This window comes from Cupriavidus sp. HE11, assembly GCF_056097175.1.
In genome coordinates this window covers 1,589,845-1,605,984 of record NZ_CP184465.1, presented here as the reverse complement: position 1 = coordinate 1,605,984, position 16,140 = coordinate 1,589,845, and the positions used below count along the sequence as shown (strand labels likewise).

Below are 16,140 nucleotides of genomic sequence, written 5' to 3'. Positions count from 1 at the left end.
TTTTTTTTTGGCCGGACGACGGCGTCTGCCGTGCGTGTTCAGACCCGTGCGAGGCGGAACGTGGACACCGCGCGCATCATCGAGTCGGCTTGCTCCGCCAGCGACTGCGCGGCGGCGGCGGCTTCTTCCACCAGCGCGGCATTCTGCTGCGTCACCGAGTCCATCTGTGTCACGGCCTGGCCCACCTGTTCGATGCCGGTGCTCTGTTCAGCCGACGCGGCACTGATTTCGCCCATGATGTCGGTCACGCGGCGGACGGCGCTGACCACTTCGTGCATGGTCTCGCCAGCCTTGGTCACCAGCGTCGAGCCGTTGTCGACCTGGGCCACCGAGTTGTCGATCAGCGTCTTGATTTCCTTGGCCGCGTTGGCGCTGCGCTGCGCCAGGCTGCGCACCTCGCCCGCCACCACGGCAAAGCCGCGGCCCTGCTCGCCGGCACGCGCCGCTTCCACTGCGGCATTCAACGCCAGGATGTTGGTCTGGAAGGCAATGCCCTCGATCACGCCGATGATGTCGACGATCTGGCGCGATGCCTGGTTGATCTCGCCCATCGTGGCAACCACCTCGCTAACCACCTCGCCACCACGGTTGGCGATCTCCGACGCATTGACCGCCAGCGCGCTGGCCTGGCGGGCGTTGTCGGCGTTCTGGCGCACGATGCCCGTCAGTTCTTCCATGCTCGACGCGGTCTGCTCCAGGGCCGAAGCCTGTTCCTCGGTGCGTTGCGACAGGTCGTGGTTGCCTGCCGAGATCTGGTTGGTCGCCGTGGCGATCGAACCGGCGGCGCCACGGATATCGCCCAGCGTGGTCGACAGGCGCTGCTGCATCTGCTGCATCGCGGCCAGCACACTGTGGTGGTCGTCGGCACGCACCTGCACCGGCACCGTCAGGTCGCCACCGGCAATGCGCGCCACGGCCTCCACGGCGTAGGCCGGTTCACCGCCCAGGCTGCGCTTGACGGTACGCATGATCATGCCCATCACCGCGGCGATCAGCGCGCCGATCAGCAGCGTGCTCAGGAACGCGTTGATCAGGTTGGCGCGGAAGGCGTCCTCGATGTCGATCAGGAACACGCCGGTACAGACGAACCAGTCCCAGTCGGCCACGTAGCGGCCGTAGGTCAGCTTGCGCTGCGGGTTCTCGGTGCCGGGCAGGCGGCCGCGATAGGTGGAAAAGCCGGCGTCCTCGCCGGTGGTGCGGCGCGCGCCCTCGATGATGGCGCGGTACACGAACACGCCATCCGGGTCCTTGAATTCGCCAACCATATTGCCTTCGGTCTGCGGCAGGCCCGGGTTCAGGATCACCTGCGGCTTGGAGTCGACGATGAACAGGTAGCCGTTCTGGCCGAAGCGCATGGCGCGCAGGGCGTCCTTGGCAGCTTTCTGGGCGTCTTCCTTCGACATCGTGCCCTTGGCGGCGCGCTCGGCATACAGCTTGACGATGCCTTCGCCGGTGGCCACCAGCGACTGCAGGCCGTCGCGGCGCTCGGCCATCATCACGGACTTGGTGTGGAACGCGTTCCAGGCGCCGAGCGCAAGCAGCAGGACCCACATGACGGCGAGTGCCGCCCAGAGTTTGGCATTGAGGGTAAGTCGGTTCATGATGCGACAGGCTGGGGTGTATGGGAGAACTTCGCGGGACAGACTTCGCGGGAGGTCTTCGTTTGCCTCAGAGATAACGGCATTTGCGGCGCGGCTTTTTAGCACCAGACTGGCGCATGACGTAAGCTGCACGTGAAGTCCGCAATCAGACCTTGCCTGGCCAACCTTTCGAGCCGCCATGACCTTGATGCACGCCACGACGTTTTCGTTTGTCGACCCGGATCCCGCCGAAACCGATCCGCTGCAGGGCGAACTGGCGCTGCTGGACCACGCCGCCCGCTCGGGCCCGGTGGCGCAGTTGTGGGAAGCGCCGCTGTCGCTGGTGATACCGCGCAGCTACCTGCGCCAGCCCGGCATCGACGCGGCCCGCGCGGACTTTGCCGCCCAGGGGTGTCCGGTCTGGCTGCGCATGTCGGGCGGCGGCCTGGTGCCGCAGGGGCCGGGCATCCTCAATATCAGCCTGGCCTATGCCGTGCCAAAGGGCGCCGCCACGTGGATGGAACCGGTGTACCTGCACCTGTGCGAGGTCATCGCCGCCGGCCTGCGTCAGGTTGGCGTGGAAACGCACTGGCAGGCGGTGGAGGGATCGTTCTGCGACGGGCGGTACAACCTGGCCTGGGGCCCCTGCGACCGGGCACGCAAGATTGCCGGTACCGCGCAGTACTGGCGGCGGGCCCCGGCCGATGTGCAGACACCCGACGGGCAACGCCACCTGGTACTGGCGCACGCCATCCTGCTCGTGGATGCCGATCCGGAGGAGATCAACGCGCGCGCCAATGCGTTCGAAGCCGCAATCGGCAGCGGGCGGCACTATGATCCGGCCAAGGTGGTCAGTGTCAGCGAAGCCGCCGGGCTGGACGACGCCAGCGGCCTCACCGCACGCGTGTCGTCGGCGATACAGGCGGCCATTGCGGCCGCCACGCCGCCCGGCAGCTAGCGCGCCCGTGCTACTTGTCCGGCTGGAAGCCGATGTCCCCGTACCAGGCCCGCGCCGTGGTGCCGGTATTGTCGGTATCGGTCAGGATGCCGTAGCCGGTGAGCTTGCCGGGCGCCTCGTGGAACACCTTCTGGAAATCGCTGACCACGTTGCGGCGCAGGCTCTGCCATTTGCCGGCCTCGCTGCCCACCACGATCATCTGCACGCGGCTGGTATGCGGATTGGCGATGATGGTGCCCACCGGTGCGCTATTGGTCCAGATATACATCAGCGTGGCATAGGGCAGCTTCTCGCCTGCCGCGCTGGCGGCCAGCGCCTCGGCGCGGTCGCCGACCGACAGGTTGCTGCTGCGGCCGTCGAAGAAGAACACCAGGCGGGCCGGCGCATCCTCCTTGGCGCCCACGCTGTTGTCGGCCCCCGGAATGGGCGCCGCCACCTTCCAGCGCCATTCCACCACCGGCGTCCGCGACAGATCGACATCGCCTTCATGCACCAGGCCCGACGCGGCGCCATCGGCATCGGCCTGCAGCACCGTGGTACCGTTCGAGGCCACCAGCGTATAACGGGTGAGCTTCTTGCCGGACACCACGGGGCGGTTTTGCCAGCCGTCGGGCAGCGGGCCGCCGGGCTTGCCGGCCGAGAACAACCCGCCGGGACCGTCCGCCAGGGCCGGCAGGGCGGCGCAGCACAGCAGAACGGACAGCAGGACAGCAATGGGGGGGCGCACCATGGGGACTGCCTTCGTGATCGGGGTGAAAGGGGCTCGCGGGAGCTTCGCGGATTCCAGATTATTTTAGGTAGCGGCCCGGGAACGTGCCGTGAGCCGGCGGCTGATTGCGCGATCGGACGCGCGCTGACACACCCTGGCGACGGGAAACCAAAGGGAAATGCGGGAATGGGACTGCTGATCGAAGCCATCGGCTGGCTGTTCATGGAACTGATCTTCTACGGCGTGTTCTATGCCATCGGCTGGGTCGTGCTGATGACCGTGACCGTCGGACGCTATCCGGGCAGCTGGCGTGGCCCCGACAGCTATCACGATGCCGAGTGGACGGCCCTTGCTGGATTTATCGCCACGGTCATCGTCGTGGTCATTGTTGTGAAATCGCTTTGAAGATCACTTTTACCTTGCGCCCTCCTGCCCTGCCCATGTTCCGCCCCCTCGTCGCAGCAGCCATGGCCGCCGCCGCGCTGGCCCTGTCGGGCTGCGCGCTGGGGTCGGTGACCCCGCTACCACCCGACACCGCCGCCGGCCTGGCGCCGGTGCGCTTCCTGCTGACGTTCGACGATGGTCCGGACACCGGCCCCTATGGCGGCACGCCGCTGATCCTGAGCCAGCTGGCCGACAATCCGGTGACGCCGGGCGTCAAGGCGATCTTCTTTGTCCAGACCGAGCATCCGCGTCGCGGCGGCGGGCCCGAGGGCCGCGCACAGATGCACGAAACCTGTGCGCAGGGTCAGTTGATGGCCGTCCACAGCGGCATGGCCGGCGGCCACATTCCCCACACGAAGCTGGCGCCCGATGTCCTGGCAGCATCGCTGCGGCGCGGCCAGGCCGACATTGCAGCCCAGTGCGGCCAGGCGCTTGCCGTGGTGCGGCCGCCCGACTGGGCGTACAGCGCCGGCACACAGGCCGTGTACGCCCAGGCGGGGCTGGGCATGCTGATGGCCGACGCCAATGCGCGTGACGGCAAGATCTATGGCTGGACCATCAGCCTGCGCCGACGCCCGCACATGCGCCACGAACTGGAGCACGTCGGACAGGCGATGGTGGCGCACCGGCTGCCGGCCGTGGACGGCGTGACGCCAGTGATCGTGGCGTTCCACGATCCCAACGGCTTCACCGCATCGCACATGACGGAATACCTGCGCATCCTGGTGGAGACCGCCCGCGACAACGGCTTGCCACTGGCCGACCCACCGTTCTATACCGATACTCAGGCAGCCGCGCGCGCGGCACTGGCACGCGCGGCCGCAGGCGTCTACGCACGCGAAAGCTGGCCCTGATTTCCCGCTATGCCTTATGCGGCATGGGGAAATACGCGCGTGTCGCGGAAGTGCTACGCTTATCGGCCCGTGGTGCCCATACCAGGAGAAACACCGTGCCCCGCAAGACCCCCATCGAACGCTACCGCAACATTGGCATCAGCGCCCACATCGACGCCGGCAAGACGACGACGACGGAGCGCATCCTCTTCTACACCGGCGTGAATCACAAGCTGGGCGAGGTACATGACGGCGCGGCCACCATGGACTGGATGGAGCAGGAGCAGGAGCGCGGCATCACCATCACGTCGGCCGCCACCACGGCGTTCTGGAAAGGGATGGCGGGCAATTATCCCGAGCATCGCATCAATATCATCGACACGCCGGGCCACGTCGACTTCACCATCGAGGTGGAACGCTCGATGCGCGTGCTCGACGGCGCCTGCATGGTCTACGACGCCGTGGGCGGCGTGCAGCCGCAGTCGGAAACCGTCTGGCGCCAGGCCAACAAGTACAACGTGCCGCGCATCGCGTTCGTCAACAAGATGGACCGCGTGGGCGCCGACTTCCTGCGCGTGCGCGAACAGATCCTGAGCCGTCTCAAAGGCAATCCCGTGCCGATCCAGATTCCGATCGGCGCCGAGGACAACTTCCGCGGCGTGGTCGACCTGGTCAAGATGCAGGCCATCGTCTGGGACGATGCCAGCCAGGGCGTGCGCTTCGAATACACCGACATTCCGGCCGACCTGAAGGACATGGCCCAGGAATGGCACGACAAGATGATCGAGGCCGCCGCCGAGGCCAGCGAGGAACTGCTGGAGAAATATCTGAGTGGCGAGGTGCTGAGCGAGGACGAGATCAAGGCCGCGCTGCGCAAGCGCACCGTGGCCGGCGAGATCCAGCCGATGCTGTGCGGCAGCGCATTCAAGAACAAGGGCGTACAGGCCATGCTCGACGCCGTGATCGACTACCTGCCGTCGCCGGTGGACGTGCCCGCCATCCTGGGCCACACCGAGGACGACAAGGAAGCGGAACGCCATCCGAGCGACGACGAGCCGTTCTCCGCGCTGGCGTTCAAGATCATGACCGACCCGTTCGTCGGCCAGCTGATCTTCTTCCGCGTGTATTCGGGCGTGGTCAATTCGGGCGACACGGTCTACAACCCGGTGAAGGGCAAGCGCGAACGCCTGGGCCGCATCCTGCAGATGCACGCCAACGTCCGCAACGAGATCAAGGAAGTGCGTGCCGGCGATATCGCCGCGGCCGTGGGCCTGAAGGAAGCCACCACGGGCGACACGCTGTGCGACCCCGACAAGGTCATCATCCTGGAGAGGATGTCGTTCCCGGAACCCGTGATCTCGCAGGCCGTGGAGCCGAAGACCAAGGCCGACCAGGAAAAGATGGGCATCGCGCTGAACCGCCTGGCGCAGGAAGATCCGTCGTTCCGCGTGGCTACCGACGAGGAATCGGGCCAGACCATCATCTCGGGCATGGGCGAACTGCACCTGGAAATCCTGGTGGACCGCATGAAGCGCGAGTTCGGCGTGGAGGCATCGGTCGGCAAGCCGCAGGTGGCCTACCGCGAGACGATCAAGAGCGCGGCCAAGGATGTGGAAGGCAAGTTCGTCAAGCAGTCGGGCGGGCGCGGCCAGTACGGCCACGTGGTGCTGAACGTGGAACCGCTGCCGCAGGGCGGCGGCTACGAGTTCGTCGATGCGATCAAGGGCGGCGTGGTGCCGCGCGAGTTCATCCCGGCGGTGGACAAGGGCATCCGCGAAACGCTGGAGACCGGCGTGCTGGCGGGCTACCCGGTGGTGGACGTCAAGGCGACGCTGGTGTTCGGTTCGTACCACGACGTGGACTCGAACGAAAACGCGTTCCGCATGGCTGGGTCGATGGCCTTCAAGGAAGGCATGCGCCGCGCCAAGCCGGTGCTGCTGGAACCGATGATGGCCGTCGAGGTGGAGACACCCGAGGAATTCACCGGTAACGTGATGGGCGACCTGTCGTCACGGCGCGGCATCGTGCATGGCATGGAGGACATCGCGGGCGGCGGCGGCAAGATCGTGCGCGCCGAAGTGCCGCTGGCGACGATGTTCGGCTATTCCACGTCGCTGCGTTCGTTGACGCAAGGCCGTGCCACGTTCACGATGGAATTCAAGCACTATGCGGAAGCCCCGGCCAATGTGGCCGAGGCCGTGATCAGTTCACGCAAGACCTGAGCTGCCCCGGGCCTCCGGGCCTGACGGCAGCGCGGCGCGCCGGCCCGCTGGCGCGCCGCCGATGTACCCCGGTTCGTCACATGACGGTGGCACGATGGTCCACCGGTCCCTCTTCGCAATGGAAGGAGCGCTTCATGATGGCTTTTCTCGGTACGGTATTCGTTGGCCTGATCGTCGGACTGATTGCGCGGGCCATCAAGCCCGGCGACGACAAGATGGGCTGGATCATGACCATCGTCCTCGGCGTGCTGGGCGCCCTGCTGGCCGGCTATGTGGGACGTGCGATGGGTTTCTACCGCGCGGGCGAGCCGGTAGGCTGGATCGCCTCGATCATCGGCGCCATTGCCCTGCTATTTATTTACGACGCGGTCCGCCGCAAGCACTAGGTTCGCCGGCGCCGGGTCATCGGCCGGCGGCTCCACGAGGGCCGTCGATGGCTGGATCGTCATCGTGCTGGTGTCCTGGCAGCGCAGCAGCGTGGCATCGCTGCCCGGCGCGGCCATGGCCGTGATCTGCGGGGCCAGCGCCCGCAGCACCCGCACCGCCAGCGCGCTGGTGAACGAGTAACGCGCCGCGTACGGCTCGCGCACGTGCAGCGTGACCGTACCAAAATAACGGTTGCCCACCAGGAAGACGAACGTCGCCGAGCGGTTCACCGTGCGCGACGAGATCACGCGTCCGCCCGGCCCGTAGGTCTGGAAGACCTGCTCGCCCGTGCCGGTCTTGCCGGCAATCTGCAGCGGCGCCCCCTGCGGCTGGCCCTTGCGGTTCAGCGGCACGAATGCGCCGTTGATCGACTTGGCCGTACCCCGCTCCACCACATCCACCATCGACTGCCGCACCAGCACCGCGATTTCAGGCGCGATAAGCGGCTTGCCGGGGCTGGGCTGCAGGCTGTACGTGGTGGCATACGGCGTGGCCGTTGCGAACGCAAACATGCGCACCGTGGACGGCTGTGCATCCACGCCATTGTTCAGGATGATGCCGGCCAGTTCGGCCAGTGCCGACGGCCGGTCGCCCGACGCACCGATCGAGGTGGCGTACGACGGCGTCAGCGAATCGAACGGATACCCCAGCCGCTGCCAGCGCCTGGCAATCTTCTCGAAGGCCTCGCGTTCCAGCAGCGTGCGGATGCGGCCGTCCTGACCCAGCTTGCTGCGCGTCTTGAACAGCCACACATACACCGCCTGCCGTTCGGACGTGCTCTGCTGCAGCACATCCTTCAGCGGGGCGTCGGGATGGGTGCCCAGGTATTCCACCATCCAGAGCTCAAGCGGATGGATCCGCGACAGGTAGCCACGGTCGTTGAGGTTGAACTTGTCGTGGCCGTACTTGGCGTAGAGCTTCTCCAGGTCATCGTCATCGAGCTTCTGCTTGGGCATCCACTGCCGCAGCGTGCGGGCAAAGGTCTCGTAGTCGGTATTGGGTCGTGCGCTCAGCAACGCCACCGACAGCCGCACCGCGCCCAGATGCGGCGTGGGCTGCTTCACGCGGCCAAGCAGCACTTGCAGCCGCTCGTCGTTGGTCTTGCCACGATAGCGCTGCCAGAAATTCACCATGAAGGCGCTGCCTTCCTCGTCGGCGAAGCGCTCCAGGTACGGGCGGCGGCCCGGGTCGTTGCGATCCTCGATCAGCGAGCCGGCCTCCGGATGCGCCAGGAAGACCTCGTAGCGCACGATATCGCGCATCATGCGGATGAACACGAGGTTGACCGAATGCTGGAACCCGACGCGCACGGTCATCTGCCGCTCGCCTTCCCACTTCTCGAAATTCGTGAAGCTCTGCATGCCGCCGCCGGTGTAGAACGCTTCGCCGGGATTGCCCGAGTACTTGCGCTCCATCGCGGCGTCCAGCATGGCGGCCCGTTCGCGATCCGCCGGCTTGGCCTTGATCAGGTAGTCGACGGCCCAGCGCGTCAGCGTATCCTGGCGCGGTACCTGCACCGCCTTCAGCTCGGCCACGCTCATGTCCGCATAGCGGTCATGCAGTTCGTTGATGATTTCCAGATACGTCACCAGCGTACGCAGCTTGGCGGTGGACCCCAGGTTCAGCCGCGCACCGGCATTGATATCGAACGGCTGGTCGACATTGTCGGTCTGCACCCGCACGACGGCTGCGTTGCCCACCCGCTCGAACAGCGTGAAGCTGGCCACGAGCCGCGACGGGTCGTCGCGTTCCTGAAGCAGGTTCTTGCCGTACAGCCCCATTTCGTGGGCGCCGTCCTTGGTGCCCACGCGCAGCAGGGTTTCGGTGACCTTGCGCTGGGCCTCGCGGTTGATGGTGCTGTCGACGGTCAGGTCGAGCCGGTCGAGGTCGTAGCGGCTATCCACATGCAGCATGTGCTGCACGTCGTTGCGCACCTGGTTGATGGCCTTGCGCGTGACCCAGGGATCGGGCACGGGCCGCTGCGGCGGCGCCGACTTGTCCAGCGACTGCGCCAGCGCTGCGTCGCGCAGCTCCGGCGTGATGGCGTTGGCCGATGCCAGCAGGCGCAGGTAGCTGCCCGTCAGCGCGTCCAGGTTGGTATCGTCCCGCCGCAGGTGGTAGGACGGCCGCCGCTGCGAAATGATCAGCGACAGCACCCGCTTGTACACCTGCGCCGCGCGTGGCGACGGGCTGCGCGGATCCATCTCGCGCAGCAACTGGTTGGCTTCGGAGAAGTCCTCGCCATACCAGACGAACAGCGCGTCGCCGACGCCCTCGATTTCGCCGTGGCCCGAACGCGCCGACAGCGGCACCGTGTTGACGTAGTCAACCACGATGTTCTCGCGCGCCCGCTGCGTGTCCGGCCCGTCGTGGTAGGCGCGCAGTGAAGCGGAGGTCATCTGCCGCAGCTTGTCGGCGATCGACTGCGTCTTGCCTTCGGGCGAATGCCGGTATTTCTCGATCTGGGTAGCCAGCGTGCTGCCGCCGGGCTGGCGGTGGTTGCGGTCCACCAGGCGGATGCCCTGGTCCATCACCGCACGCGAGAACCGGCGCCAGTCCAGCGCCGGGTTCATCATCGGGTATTCGGGATTGAGCAGGTTCTGGTTTTCGACAAACAGCAGCGACGTGACCAGCATCTTCGGAATCGAATCGAAATTCTCGTATTGCCGCTGCGGATAGCGGTCATACGACATCGTCAGCGCGTTGCAGTCGCGAATCAGCAACCCCGCCTGGGTCTTTTCCCGGTAGGGCGGGAAAATGCCCTGGTCCATCAGCCGGACCATGTCATATGACATACGCGATTGCGATGTCGTGACATAGCCCTCTCGAAGTAGTCGTTCGCCGAATTCGCCAAGGCGTTCGTAGCCAAGGCGCAGATCGTAGGGTCCGGAGTGCGGATAGCGGATGCTGTCGCTCGGCCCGGGCAGAATTTCGTAGGTCAATGACTTGCCCAGCCGGCTCATGTAGCGAGCTTGCCATTGAGAGGTCTGAGCCTCGTTGGTGACGAGGCTCACGACAATGTACGCGCCGCCGCATACGGCGACTGCCATCCCTGCAAGGATCCAGCCACGACGTGACACGTTTCGCATCCGGTTGCGCCGGGCCCGCCGTTTCGGCAGGCGTCGCCGGCTCAAAGCCTGCGCCAAATGGCCTTCATTTGAAGGCCATCGCGTGTATTTATATTACGCGTATCGGCTGCGGAATGTGCGACGGAAGTTCGCGCCCGCACGTATTCAAACGCATCGGCGTGCGTGTCGCGCAACAGGCAGCTTGGGCATCACACCCGCGTGCATTTCAGGGGGCGATGCCGGCTGCCTTTGTCGTTTTTGCGCGAAGGGGTGCGCTCAGGCCGCGGTGACGGGGCGTCCGCCGAACGGATAGTTCGGATCGTTGTAGCCATGGGTGGACGCATGGCCGCGCGGCACGAGGTCGTCGATCATCGACTCTTCCTGCGCCGAGATGGCCGCACCCACTGCACCAAAATAGTCCTCGAACTGCGCCAGCGTACGCGGGCCGGCGATCACCGAGCTGATGATCGGATTCGCCAGCACCCAGGCGGTGGCAAACTGGCCCGGGGTCAGGCCGCGGCCTTCGGCATGCGCCTTCAGCGTCTGCGCGATGACCAGCGACTCTTCGCGGAATTCGGTTTCCATCATGCGGCGGTCGGCACGGCCGGCGCGCGAGTCTGCCTGCGGTGCCTGGCCCGGCAGGTACTTGCCGGTCAGCACGCCCCGCGCGATCGGGCTGTAGGGCACCACGCCCAGGCCGAAATGCTGGCATGCCGGCAGGATTTCCACCTCGGGCATGCGGTTCAGCAGGTTGTAATACGGCTGGCATGCCACCGGACGTGGCACGCCCAGCTTGTCGCACAGCGCGGCAATCTCGGCGATACGCCATCCGCGGAAGTTCGACACGGCCCAGTAGCGGATCTTGCCGGCGCGGATCAGGTCGCCCATCACGCGTACCGGCTCTTCCAGGTTCGCGCCGGCAAAGTCGCGATGCAGGTAGAGGATATCGATAAAGTCGGTGTCCAGGCGGCGCAGGCTTTCTTCCACCTCGCGGACGATCCAGGTGCGCGAGTAGTTCTGCTGGTTCGGGCCGCTGCCCATCGGGTTGCCAAGCTTGGTTGCCAGCACCCAGTCGTGGCGCTGCGACTGCAGCAGGCGGCCCACCATCGATTCGGACGCGCCCTTGGTGTACACGTCGGCCGTATCGATGAAGTTGACGCCATGCGCACGGGCGCTGGCGACGATGCGTCCCGCTTCGGCTTCATCGGTCTGGTCGCCGAACATCATCGTGCCAAGGCACAGGGTGGAGACGTTCAGGTTGCTGGCGCCCAGGCGGCGGTATTGCATGGTGAAATCTGGCATGACGAGGTTCCCCGATTAGCGAAGCCGAAGCAGAAAAGGCAAGCGGCCCTGATGACCATCAGGGCCGGCATCGCGCATTGTGCCGTGTTGCGGCGTGGCTTGCAGCGCCTCTCTCGTTTGTCTGCTATGTATCAGCCGGGACAAAGCCGGGCAGCGCCGGCAGGCGGTCGGCCAGGAACGCCAGCAGTGCGCGCGTGCGGGTCGGCTGGTAGCGACGCGACGGGTAGACCACGAATGCCTCCTGCGACGGCCCGTGCCAGCCCGGCAGCACAGGCACCAGATCGCCACGGTCGAGCAGGTCCCGCACCAGCCAGGCCGGTGTCAAACCCAGCCCCGCACCAGCCAAAAAGCTTTCGCGCATTGCCAGCGAGTTGTTGACGCGATACCGGCACGGCGCGTCGACGCTGGCGCTACGGCCGCGTGCGTCGGTCAGCACGATCTCGTCGCCGGCCGCCAGCCACGTGAAGCGCAGCAACTGGTGGTCGGCCAGGTCGGCCGGCTGCCGCACCGGTGGGTGACCGGCGAGATAGCCGGGTGCGGCCACCAGCATGCGTGGCGAAACGGCGAGGCGCCGCGCCACCACATTAGGCGGCAGCGACGCGCCGAGGCGCAGCGCCACGTCGACGCCGGCTTCCACCAGATCGACAAAGCGGTCATCGAAACGCAGGTCGACATCGACATCGGGAAAGGCCTGCAGAAATTCCAGCATCAGCGCGTTGAGCCGCAGCACGCCAAGGCTGACCGGCGCACTGACGATGACCCGGCCGGATGGATGATCCGCCAGACCGCGTGCCTCGCCCACGGCTTCGCCATAGGCATCGAGCACGGTCAGCGCGCGCGCGTAGAAACGGCGGCCGGCTTCGGTGGGCGTCAGCCGCGTGGTCGTGCGCTCCATCAGGCGGGCACCGAGTTCAGTTTCCAGTGCGGCCACGGTCTTGCTGACAGTGGGCTGCGACGTGCCGAGTTCACGCGCCACCGCCGACAGGCTACCCAGTTCCATCGCCCGTACGAACACGCGCATTGCCTTAAGGGTATCCATGGTCACTCATTCGAAAATGGCATAAGCGATATGCCATTCTGCCAGCTACCCGTGCATTTCGGAATGAACGACATTGAGGCCACCATCATTTCAGGAGTTACCGATGTTCCCGATGTCATGGATGCGCACACTGGCGCTGTCCGGCAGCCTGCTTTCCGGTGCGGGGCTGGCCGGGCAGGCCACCATCCCGGCCACCCACGCCGCCACCGACGCCACCTTCTGGACCACAACCTGGACAGCCAGCCAGCAACCGGTCTGGGCCTCCGGCGCCCTGCCGCTGCCCACCGGATTGCCCGAAGTCATCAGCGACGCCACGGTGTTGCAGCGCGTGCGCATCAGCGTGGGCGGCCGGCGCGTTCGGCTGGTGCTGTCAAACCAGTATGGCAAGCAGGCCATCCATATTGGCGCAGCCGGCATCCACGGCCTGGCGGGCAGTACCGGGCGCCCAGTCACGTTTGCGGGTCACGCGACGGTGACCGTGGCGGCCGGCGCCACGGTGACGAGCGATCCGGTGGACCTCGACACGCCGGCGCTGGATACACTGGCCGTCAGTCTCTATTTGCCCGTCCCCACGATGCTGACGTCGTTCCACTGGGATGGCCGGCAGACGGCGTATATCGCGCCGGGGGATCAGGTCGATCACGTCGATCAGCTCGCCCGGGTCGACCAGGAAAGCCGGCCGACGTTGCAACGGGCCCGGGCGTTCCAGGCCCGCGTCCTGCTGGCGGCCATCGACGTCGAGACGCCTGCGCCCTGTCCCACCGTCGTAGCCATCGGGGATTCGATCACCGAAGGCAATGGCGCGACACTCGATGCCGACCGCCGATGGCCCGATCAACTGGCGAATCGGCTAGCTCACCAACATATCGCCGTGCTCAATGCCGGCATTTCGGGCGGCCAGCTGCTGCGCGACGGCATGGGCGAATCGGGCCTTGCCCGCTTTGGACATGACGTTCTTGCCGTGCCGCAGGTGCGCAGCGTGGTGCTGGCCCTGGGCATCAACGATATCGGCTGGCCCGGATCGACATTTGCACCCGGCCGCGAACTGCCAACCGTGGACGAACTGGCACACGGCTACCGGAAACTGGTCGCGCAGGCCCACGCCCGCGGCGTGCGCGTCATCGGCGCCACCATCACGCCCTTCGCGGGTGCGCTCGACGGCAGCCCGATCCATGGCTATGCGTCGCCAGAGAAAGAGGCGCTGCGGCAGCGCATGAATCATTGGATCCGAACCAGCGGCGCGTTCGATGCGGTAGCCGATTTCGACGCCGCCGTGCGCGACCCGGCCCACCCCGACCGCCTGCTGCCGGCGTTCGACAGCGGCGACCATCTGCACCCTGGCGACCGGGGCTACGCCGCCATGGCGGCAGCCATCGATGCCGCACAGTTGTTCTGAGCCATAAAAAAACCGGCACGATCGCTCGTGCCGGTTTCTTGTTTCAGCGTGCCTTGCAGGCGGCTGCGAATGCTCAGTCTTCGAGCTTGGGCAGCGCCGCGCTGGTCTGCGACGACAGCAGGCCGGTCTTGGCATACGTCTGCAGCTTCTCGCGCGTGTCGACGATGTCGAGCGTACGCATCGTCAGCTGGCCGATACGGTCCAGCGGCGTGAACATCGACTCACCCTTTTCCATCGTCAGGCGCTCGGGCTTGTACGTCAGGTTCGGCGAGGTGGTGTTCAGGATCGAGTAGTCGTTGCCGCGACGCAGTTCGATGGTCACTTCGCCGGTGATGGCGCCCGCCACCCAGCGCTGGGCGGTTTCGCGCAGCATGATGGCCTGCGGGTCGAACCAGCGGCCCTGGTACAGCAGGCGGCCCAGGCGGCGGCCGTTGTCGCGGTACTGCTCGATGGTGTCTTCGTTGTGAATGCCGGTGATCAGGCGCTCGTAGGCGATGAACAGCAGCGCCAGGCCCGGGGCTTCGTAGATGCCACGGCTCTTGGCCTCGATGATGCGGTTCTCGATCTGGTCGCTCATGCCCAGGCCGTGACGGCCACCAATGACATTGGCTTCCATGAACAGGTCCACGGCGTTGGCGAACGTCTTGCCGTTCAGCGCCACCGGCTGGCCTTCCTCGAAGCGCACGGTCACTTCCTCGCGCTTCACTTCGACTTCATCGCGCCAGAACTGCACGCCCATGATCGGCTGGACGATGCGGATGCCCGAGTCCAGGTGCTCGAGGTCCTTGGCCTCGTGCGTGGCGCCGAGCATGTTCGAATCGGTCGAGTAGGCCTTTTCGGCCGACATCTTGTAGGCATGGCCGTGCTGGCGCATGAACTCCGACATTTCGGCACGGCCGCCCAGTTCGTCGATGAACTGCTGGTCCAGCCACGGCTTGTAGATCTGCAGACCCGGGTTGGTCAGCAGGCCGTAGCGGTAGAAGCGCTCGATGTCGTTGCCCTTGAACGTGCTGCCGTCGCCCCAGATGTTGACGCCGTCTTCCTTCATCGCGGCCACCAGCATCGTGCCGGTCACGGCACGGCCGATCGGCGTGGTGTTGAAGTACGTCACGCCGGCGGTGGAGATATGGAACGCACCGCATTGCAGCGCGGCGATGCCTTCGGCCACCAGCTGGGCGCGGCAGTCCACCAGGCGGGCGGCTTCGGCGCCGTAGGCCATGGCACGGCGCGGGATGTCGTCGTAGTCCGGCTCGTCCGGCTGGCCCAGGTTGGCGGTGTAGGCGTAGGGAATGGCGCCCTTCTGACGCATCCAGAGGAGCGCGGCGCTGGTGTCCAGGCCGCCCGAGAATGCGATACCGACGCGCTGGCCGGAAGGAATGTGCTGCAGGATGGTAGTCATCGCCAGAAAACCAGGTGAATTTGTCGGCTCTTGGGGCGCCCCCGCACGATCAGGCCGTGCGGCGAGCCGGTCCGGCGCCCGAAACTCGTAACCGTGAATTGTGACATGGCACGGCGTCAGCGCCAAACGCGGGGCCGCCGAAAATAAATGTGGACATCGTACAGACCGTCGACTAGTCTATTGTGGACGGCGTACACAAACGCCGCTTCCGCACAACGCCCGGGGCTGCCGGGCCCAACCCAGCAGGAGATGTCGATGTCTTCGAAAGTCCAGTCGTATCTGTTTTTCGATGGTCGCGCAGAGGAAGCGGCCGAGTTCTACAAGACCGCCGTTGGCGCCAAGGTGGAAGGGTTGATGCGTTTCAAGGATGCCCCGCCCGATGCGGGCCCCGGCTGTGGGCCGGCCCCCGGCAGCGGCGACAAGGTCATGCACATGGCCCTGCAGATTGGCGACACCACGATCATGGGGTCTGACGGCGAGAACAAGGGCCAGGCCGAATTCAAGGGTTTTGCGCTGTCGATCACGGTGGCGAGCGCGGCTGAAGTCGACAAGACCATCGGCGCGCTGTCGCAGGGCGGCCATGTGGTAATGCCGGCCGCGCCCACGTTCTTCAGCGAACGCTTCGGCATGGTGGCCGACAAGTTCGGCATCACCTGGATGGTGCTGGTGGCGCCCAAGGAATAACGGCCTGGCGTAGCGGATCCATCCGCCTCCGGCTGGGCACGGCGTAGCATCCCCTACAATGCCGCACCCAACCGGAGAAT

Annotated in this window: 13 protein-coding genes; 7 read left to right on the top strand and 6 right to left on the bottom strand. The window is 66.0% G+C overall.

Translation table 11 applies throughout. The annotated features are described in order from the left end of the window. Positions 1-38: 38 nt before the first annotated feature. Positions 39-1,601, bottom strand: a complete 1,563-nt coding sequence (locus tag ACOABP_RS24485; RefSeq protein WP_474228210.1) for a methyl-accepting chemotaxis protein — start codon at positions 1,599-1,601, stop codon at positions 39-41. A gap of 187 nt (positions 1,602-1,788) precedes the next feature. On the opposite strand from ACOABP_RS24485, the gene ACOABP_RS24480 reads away from it, so the two are divergent. Beyond that, positions 1,789-2,538 carry a lipoate--protein ligase family protein gene (locus tag ACOABP_RS24480; protein ID WP_474230533.1) on the top strand — a complete coding sequence of 250 codons (750 nt, stop codon included), beginning with the start codon at positions 1,789-1,791 and terminating at the stop codon, positions 2,536-2,538. Between the two features lie 10 nt (positions 2,539-2,548). Here the strand turns inward: ACOABP_RS24480 and ACOABP_RS24475 are convergent, their stop codons facing one another. Continuing rightward, positions 2,549-3,268, bottom strand: a complete 720-nt coding sequence (locus tag ACOABP_RS24475) for a DUF3047 domain-containing protein (protein WP_474228208.1) — start codon at positions 3,266-3,268, stop codon at positions 2,549-2,551. Between the two features lie 165 nt (positions 3,269-3,433). Here ACOABP_RS24475 and ACOABP_RS24470 point away from each other — a divergent pair, with 165 nt between their 5' ends. From ACOABP_RS24470 to ACOABP_RS24455, 4 genes are all read left to right on the top strand, one after another. Then, a complete protein-coding gene (locus ACOABP_RS24470) occupies positions 3,434-3,652 on the top strand; it encodes a hypothetical protein (RefSeq protein ID WP_474228207.1) in 219 nt (72 codons plus the stop codon). 35 nt (positions 3,653-3,687) lie between these two features. Next, positions 3,688-4,545: a polysaccharide deacetylase family protein gene (locus tag ACOABP_RS24465; RefSeq protein ID WP_474228205.1), complete on the top strand. Its 858-nt coding sequence runs from the start codon at positions 3,688-3,690 to the stop codon at positions 4,543-4,545. A 95-nt stretch (positions 4,546-4,640) separates the two neighbouring features. Next, positions 4,641-6,746: an elongation factor G gene (gene fusA / locus ACOABP_RS24460; RefSeq protein WP_474228203.1), complete on the top strand. Its 2,106-nt coding sequence runs from the start codon at positions 4,641-4,643 to the stop codon at positions 6,744-6,746. A gap of 134 nt (positions 6,747-6,880) precedes the next feature. Continuing rightward, positions 6,881-7,132, top strand: a complete 252-nt coding sequence (locus tag ACOABP_RS24455) for a GlsB/YeaQ/YmgE family stress response membrane protein (protein WP_474228201.1) — start codon at positions 6,881-6,883, stop codon at positions 7,130-7,132. Here ACOABP_RS24455 and ACOABP_RS24450 read toward each other — a convergent pair. The 3 genes from ACOABP_RS24450 to ACOABP_RS24440 all read right to left on the bottom strand — a co-directional run bounded on the left by ACOABP_RS24450 (position 7,097) and on the right by ACOABP_RS24440 (position 12,581). Further along, the gene (locus ACOABP_RS24450) at positions 7,097-10,222 is read right to left on the bottom strand and encodes a transglycosylase domain-containing protein (protein WP_474228200.1); all 3,126 of its coding nucleotides are present in this window, start codon (positions 10,220-10,222) and stop codon (positions 7,097-7,099) included. The two genes, ACOABP_RS24455 and ACOABP_RS24450, sit on opposite strands and share 36 nt — an antisense overlap. 294 nt (positions 10,223-10,516) lie before the next feature. Beyond that, positions 10,517-11,542 (bottom strand): aldo/keto reductase, encoded by a 1,026-nt coding sequence (locus ACOABP_RS24445; RefSeq protein ID WP_066732550.1) that lies wholly within the window; start codon positions 11,540-11,542, stop codon positions 10,517-10,519. Between the two features lie 124 nt (positions 11,543-11,666). Continuing rightward, complete coding sequence (locus tag ACOABP_RS24440; RefSeq protein WP_474228199.1) at positions 11,667-12,581, bottom strand: LysR family transcriptional regulator; 915 nt, start codon at positions 12,579-12,581, stop codon at positions 11,667-11,669. Positions 12,582-12,684: 103 nt separating this feature from the next. Here ACOABP_RS24440 and ACOABP_RS24435 point away from each other — a divergent pair, with 103 nt between their 5' ends. Further along, a complete protein-coding gene (locus ACOABP_RS24435; RefSeq protein ID WP_474228197.1) occupies positions 12,685-13,977 on the top strand; it encodes an SGNH/GDSL hydrolase family protein in 1,293 nt (430 codons plus the stop codon). Positions 13,978-14,050: 73 nt separating this feature from the next. On the opposite strand, the gene argG is transcribed toward ACOABP_RS24435, so the two are convergent. Further along, positions 14,051-15,376, bottom strand: coding sequence for an argininosuccinate synthase (gene argG / locus ACOABP_RS24430; protein ID WP_029051041.1), 1,326 nt, complete (start codon positions 15,374-15,376; stop codon positions 14,051-14,053). A 255-nt stretch (positions 15,377-15,631) separates the two neighbouring features. Between argG and ACOABP_RS24425 the strand changes: the two genes are divergently transcribed. Beyond that, positions 15,632-16,060 carry a VOC family protein gene (locus ACOABP_RS24425; protein WP_474228196.1) on the top strand — a complete coding sequence of 143 codons (429 nt, stop codon included), beginning with the start codon at positions 15,632-15,634 and terminating at the stop codon, positions 16,058-16,060. Positions 16,061-16,140 lie beyond the last annotated feature (80 nt).

Excerpts from the sequence above, each read along its gene's own strand:
- ACOABP_RS24485 (WP_474228210.1), bottom strand. The coding sequence starts at position 1,601 with ATGAACCGACTTACCCTCAATGCCAAACTCTGGGCGGCACTCGCCGTC.
- ACOABP_RS24445 (WP_066732550.1), bottom strand. The coding sequence starts at position 11,542 with ATGCCAGATTTCACCATGCAATACCGCCGCCTGGGCGCCAGCAACCTG.
- ACOABP_RS24465 (WP_474228205.1), top strand. The coding sequence starts at position 3,688 with ATGTTCCGCCCCCTCGTCGCAGCAGCCATGGCCGCCGCCGCGCTGGCC.
- ACOABP_RS24450 (WP_474228200.1), bottom strand. The coding sequence starts at position 10,222 with ATGGCAGTCGCCGTATGCGGCGGCGCGTACATTGTCGTGAGCCTCGTC.
- ACOABP_RS24425 (WP_474228196.1), top strand. The coding sequence starts at position 15,632 with ATGTCTTCGAAAGTCCAGTCGTATCTGTTTTTCGATGGTCGCGCAGAG.
- argG (WP_029051041.1), bottom strand. The coding sequence starts at position 15,376 with ATGACTACCATCCTGCAGCACATTCCTTCCGGCCAGCGCGTCGGTATC.
- ACOABP_RS24480 (WP_474230533.1), top strand. The coding sequence starts at position 1,789 with ATGCACGCCACGACGTTTTCGTTTGTCGACCCGGATCCCGCCGAAACC.
- ACOABP_RS24455 (WP_474228201.1), top strand. The coding sequence starts at position 6,881 with ATGATGGCTTTTCTCGGTACGGTATTCGTTGGCCTGATCGTCGGACTG.
- ACOABP_RS24470 (WP_474228207.1), top strand. The coding sequence starts at position 3,434 with ATGGGACTGCTGATCGAAGCCATCGGCTGGCTGTTCATGGAACTGATC.
- ACOABP_RS24435 (WP_474228197.1), top strand. The coding sequence starts at position 12,685 with ATGTTCCCGATGTCATGGATGCGCACACTGGCGCTGTCCGGCAGCCTG.
- ACOABP_RS24440 (WP_474228199.1), bottom strand. The coding sequence starts at position 12,581 with ATGGATACCCTTAAGGCAATGCGCGTGTTCGTACGGGCGATGGAACTG.
- ACOABP_RS24475 (WP_474228208.1), bottom strand. The coding sequence starts at position 3,268 with ATGGTGCGCCCCCCCATTGCTGTCCTGCTGTCCGTTCTGCTGTGCTGC.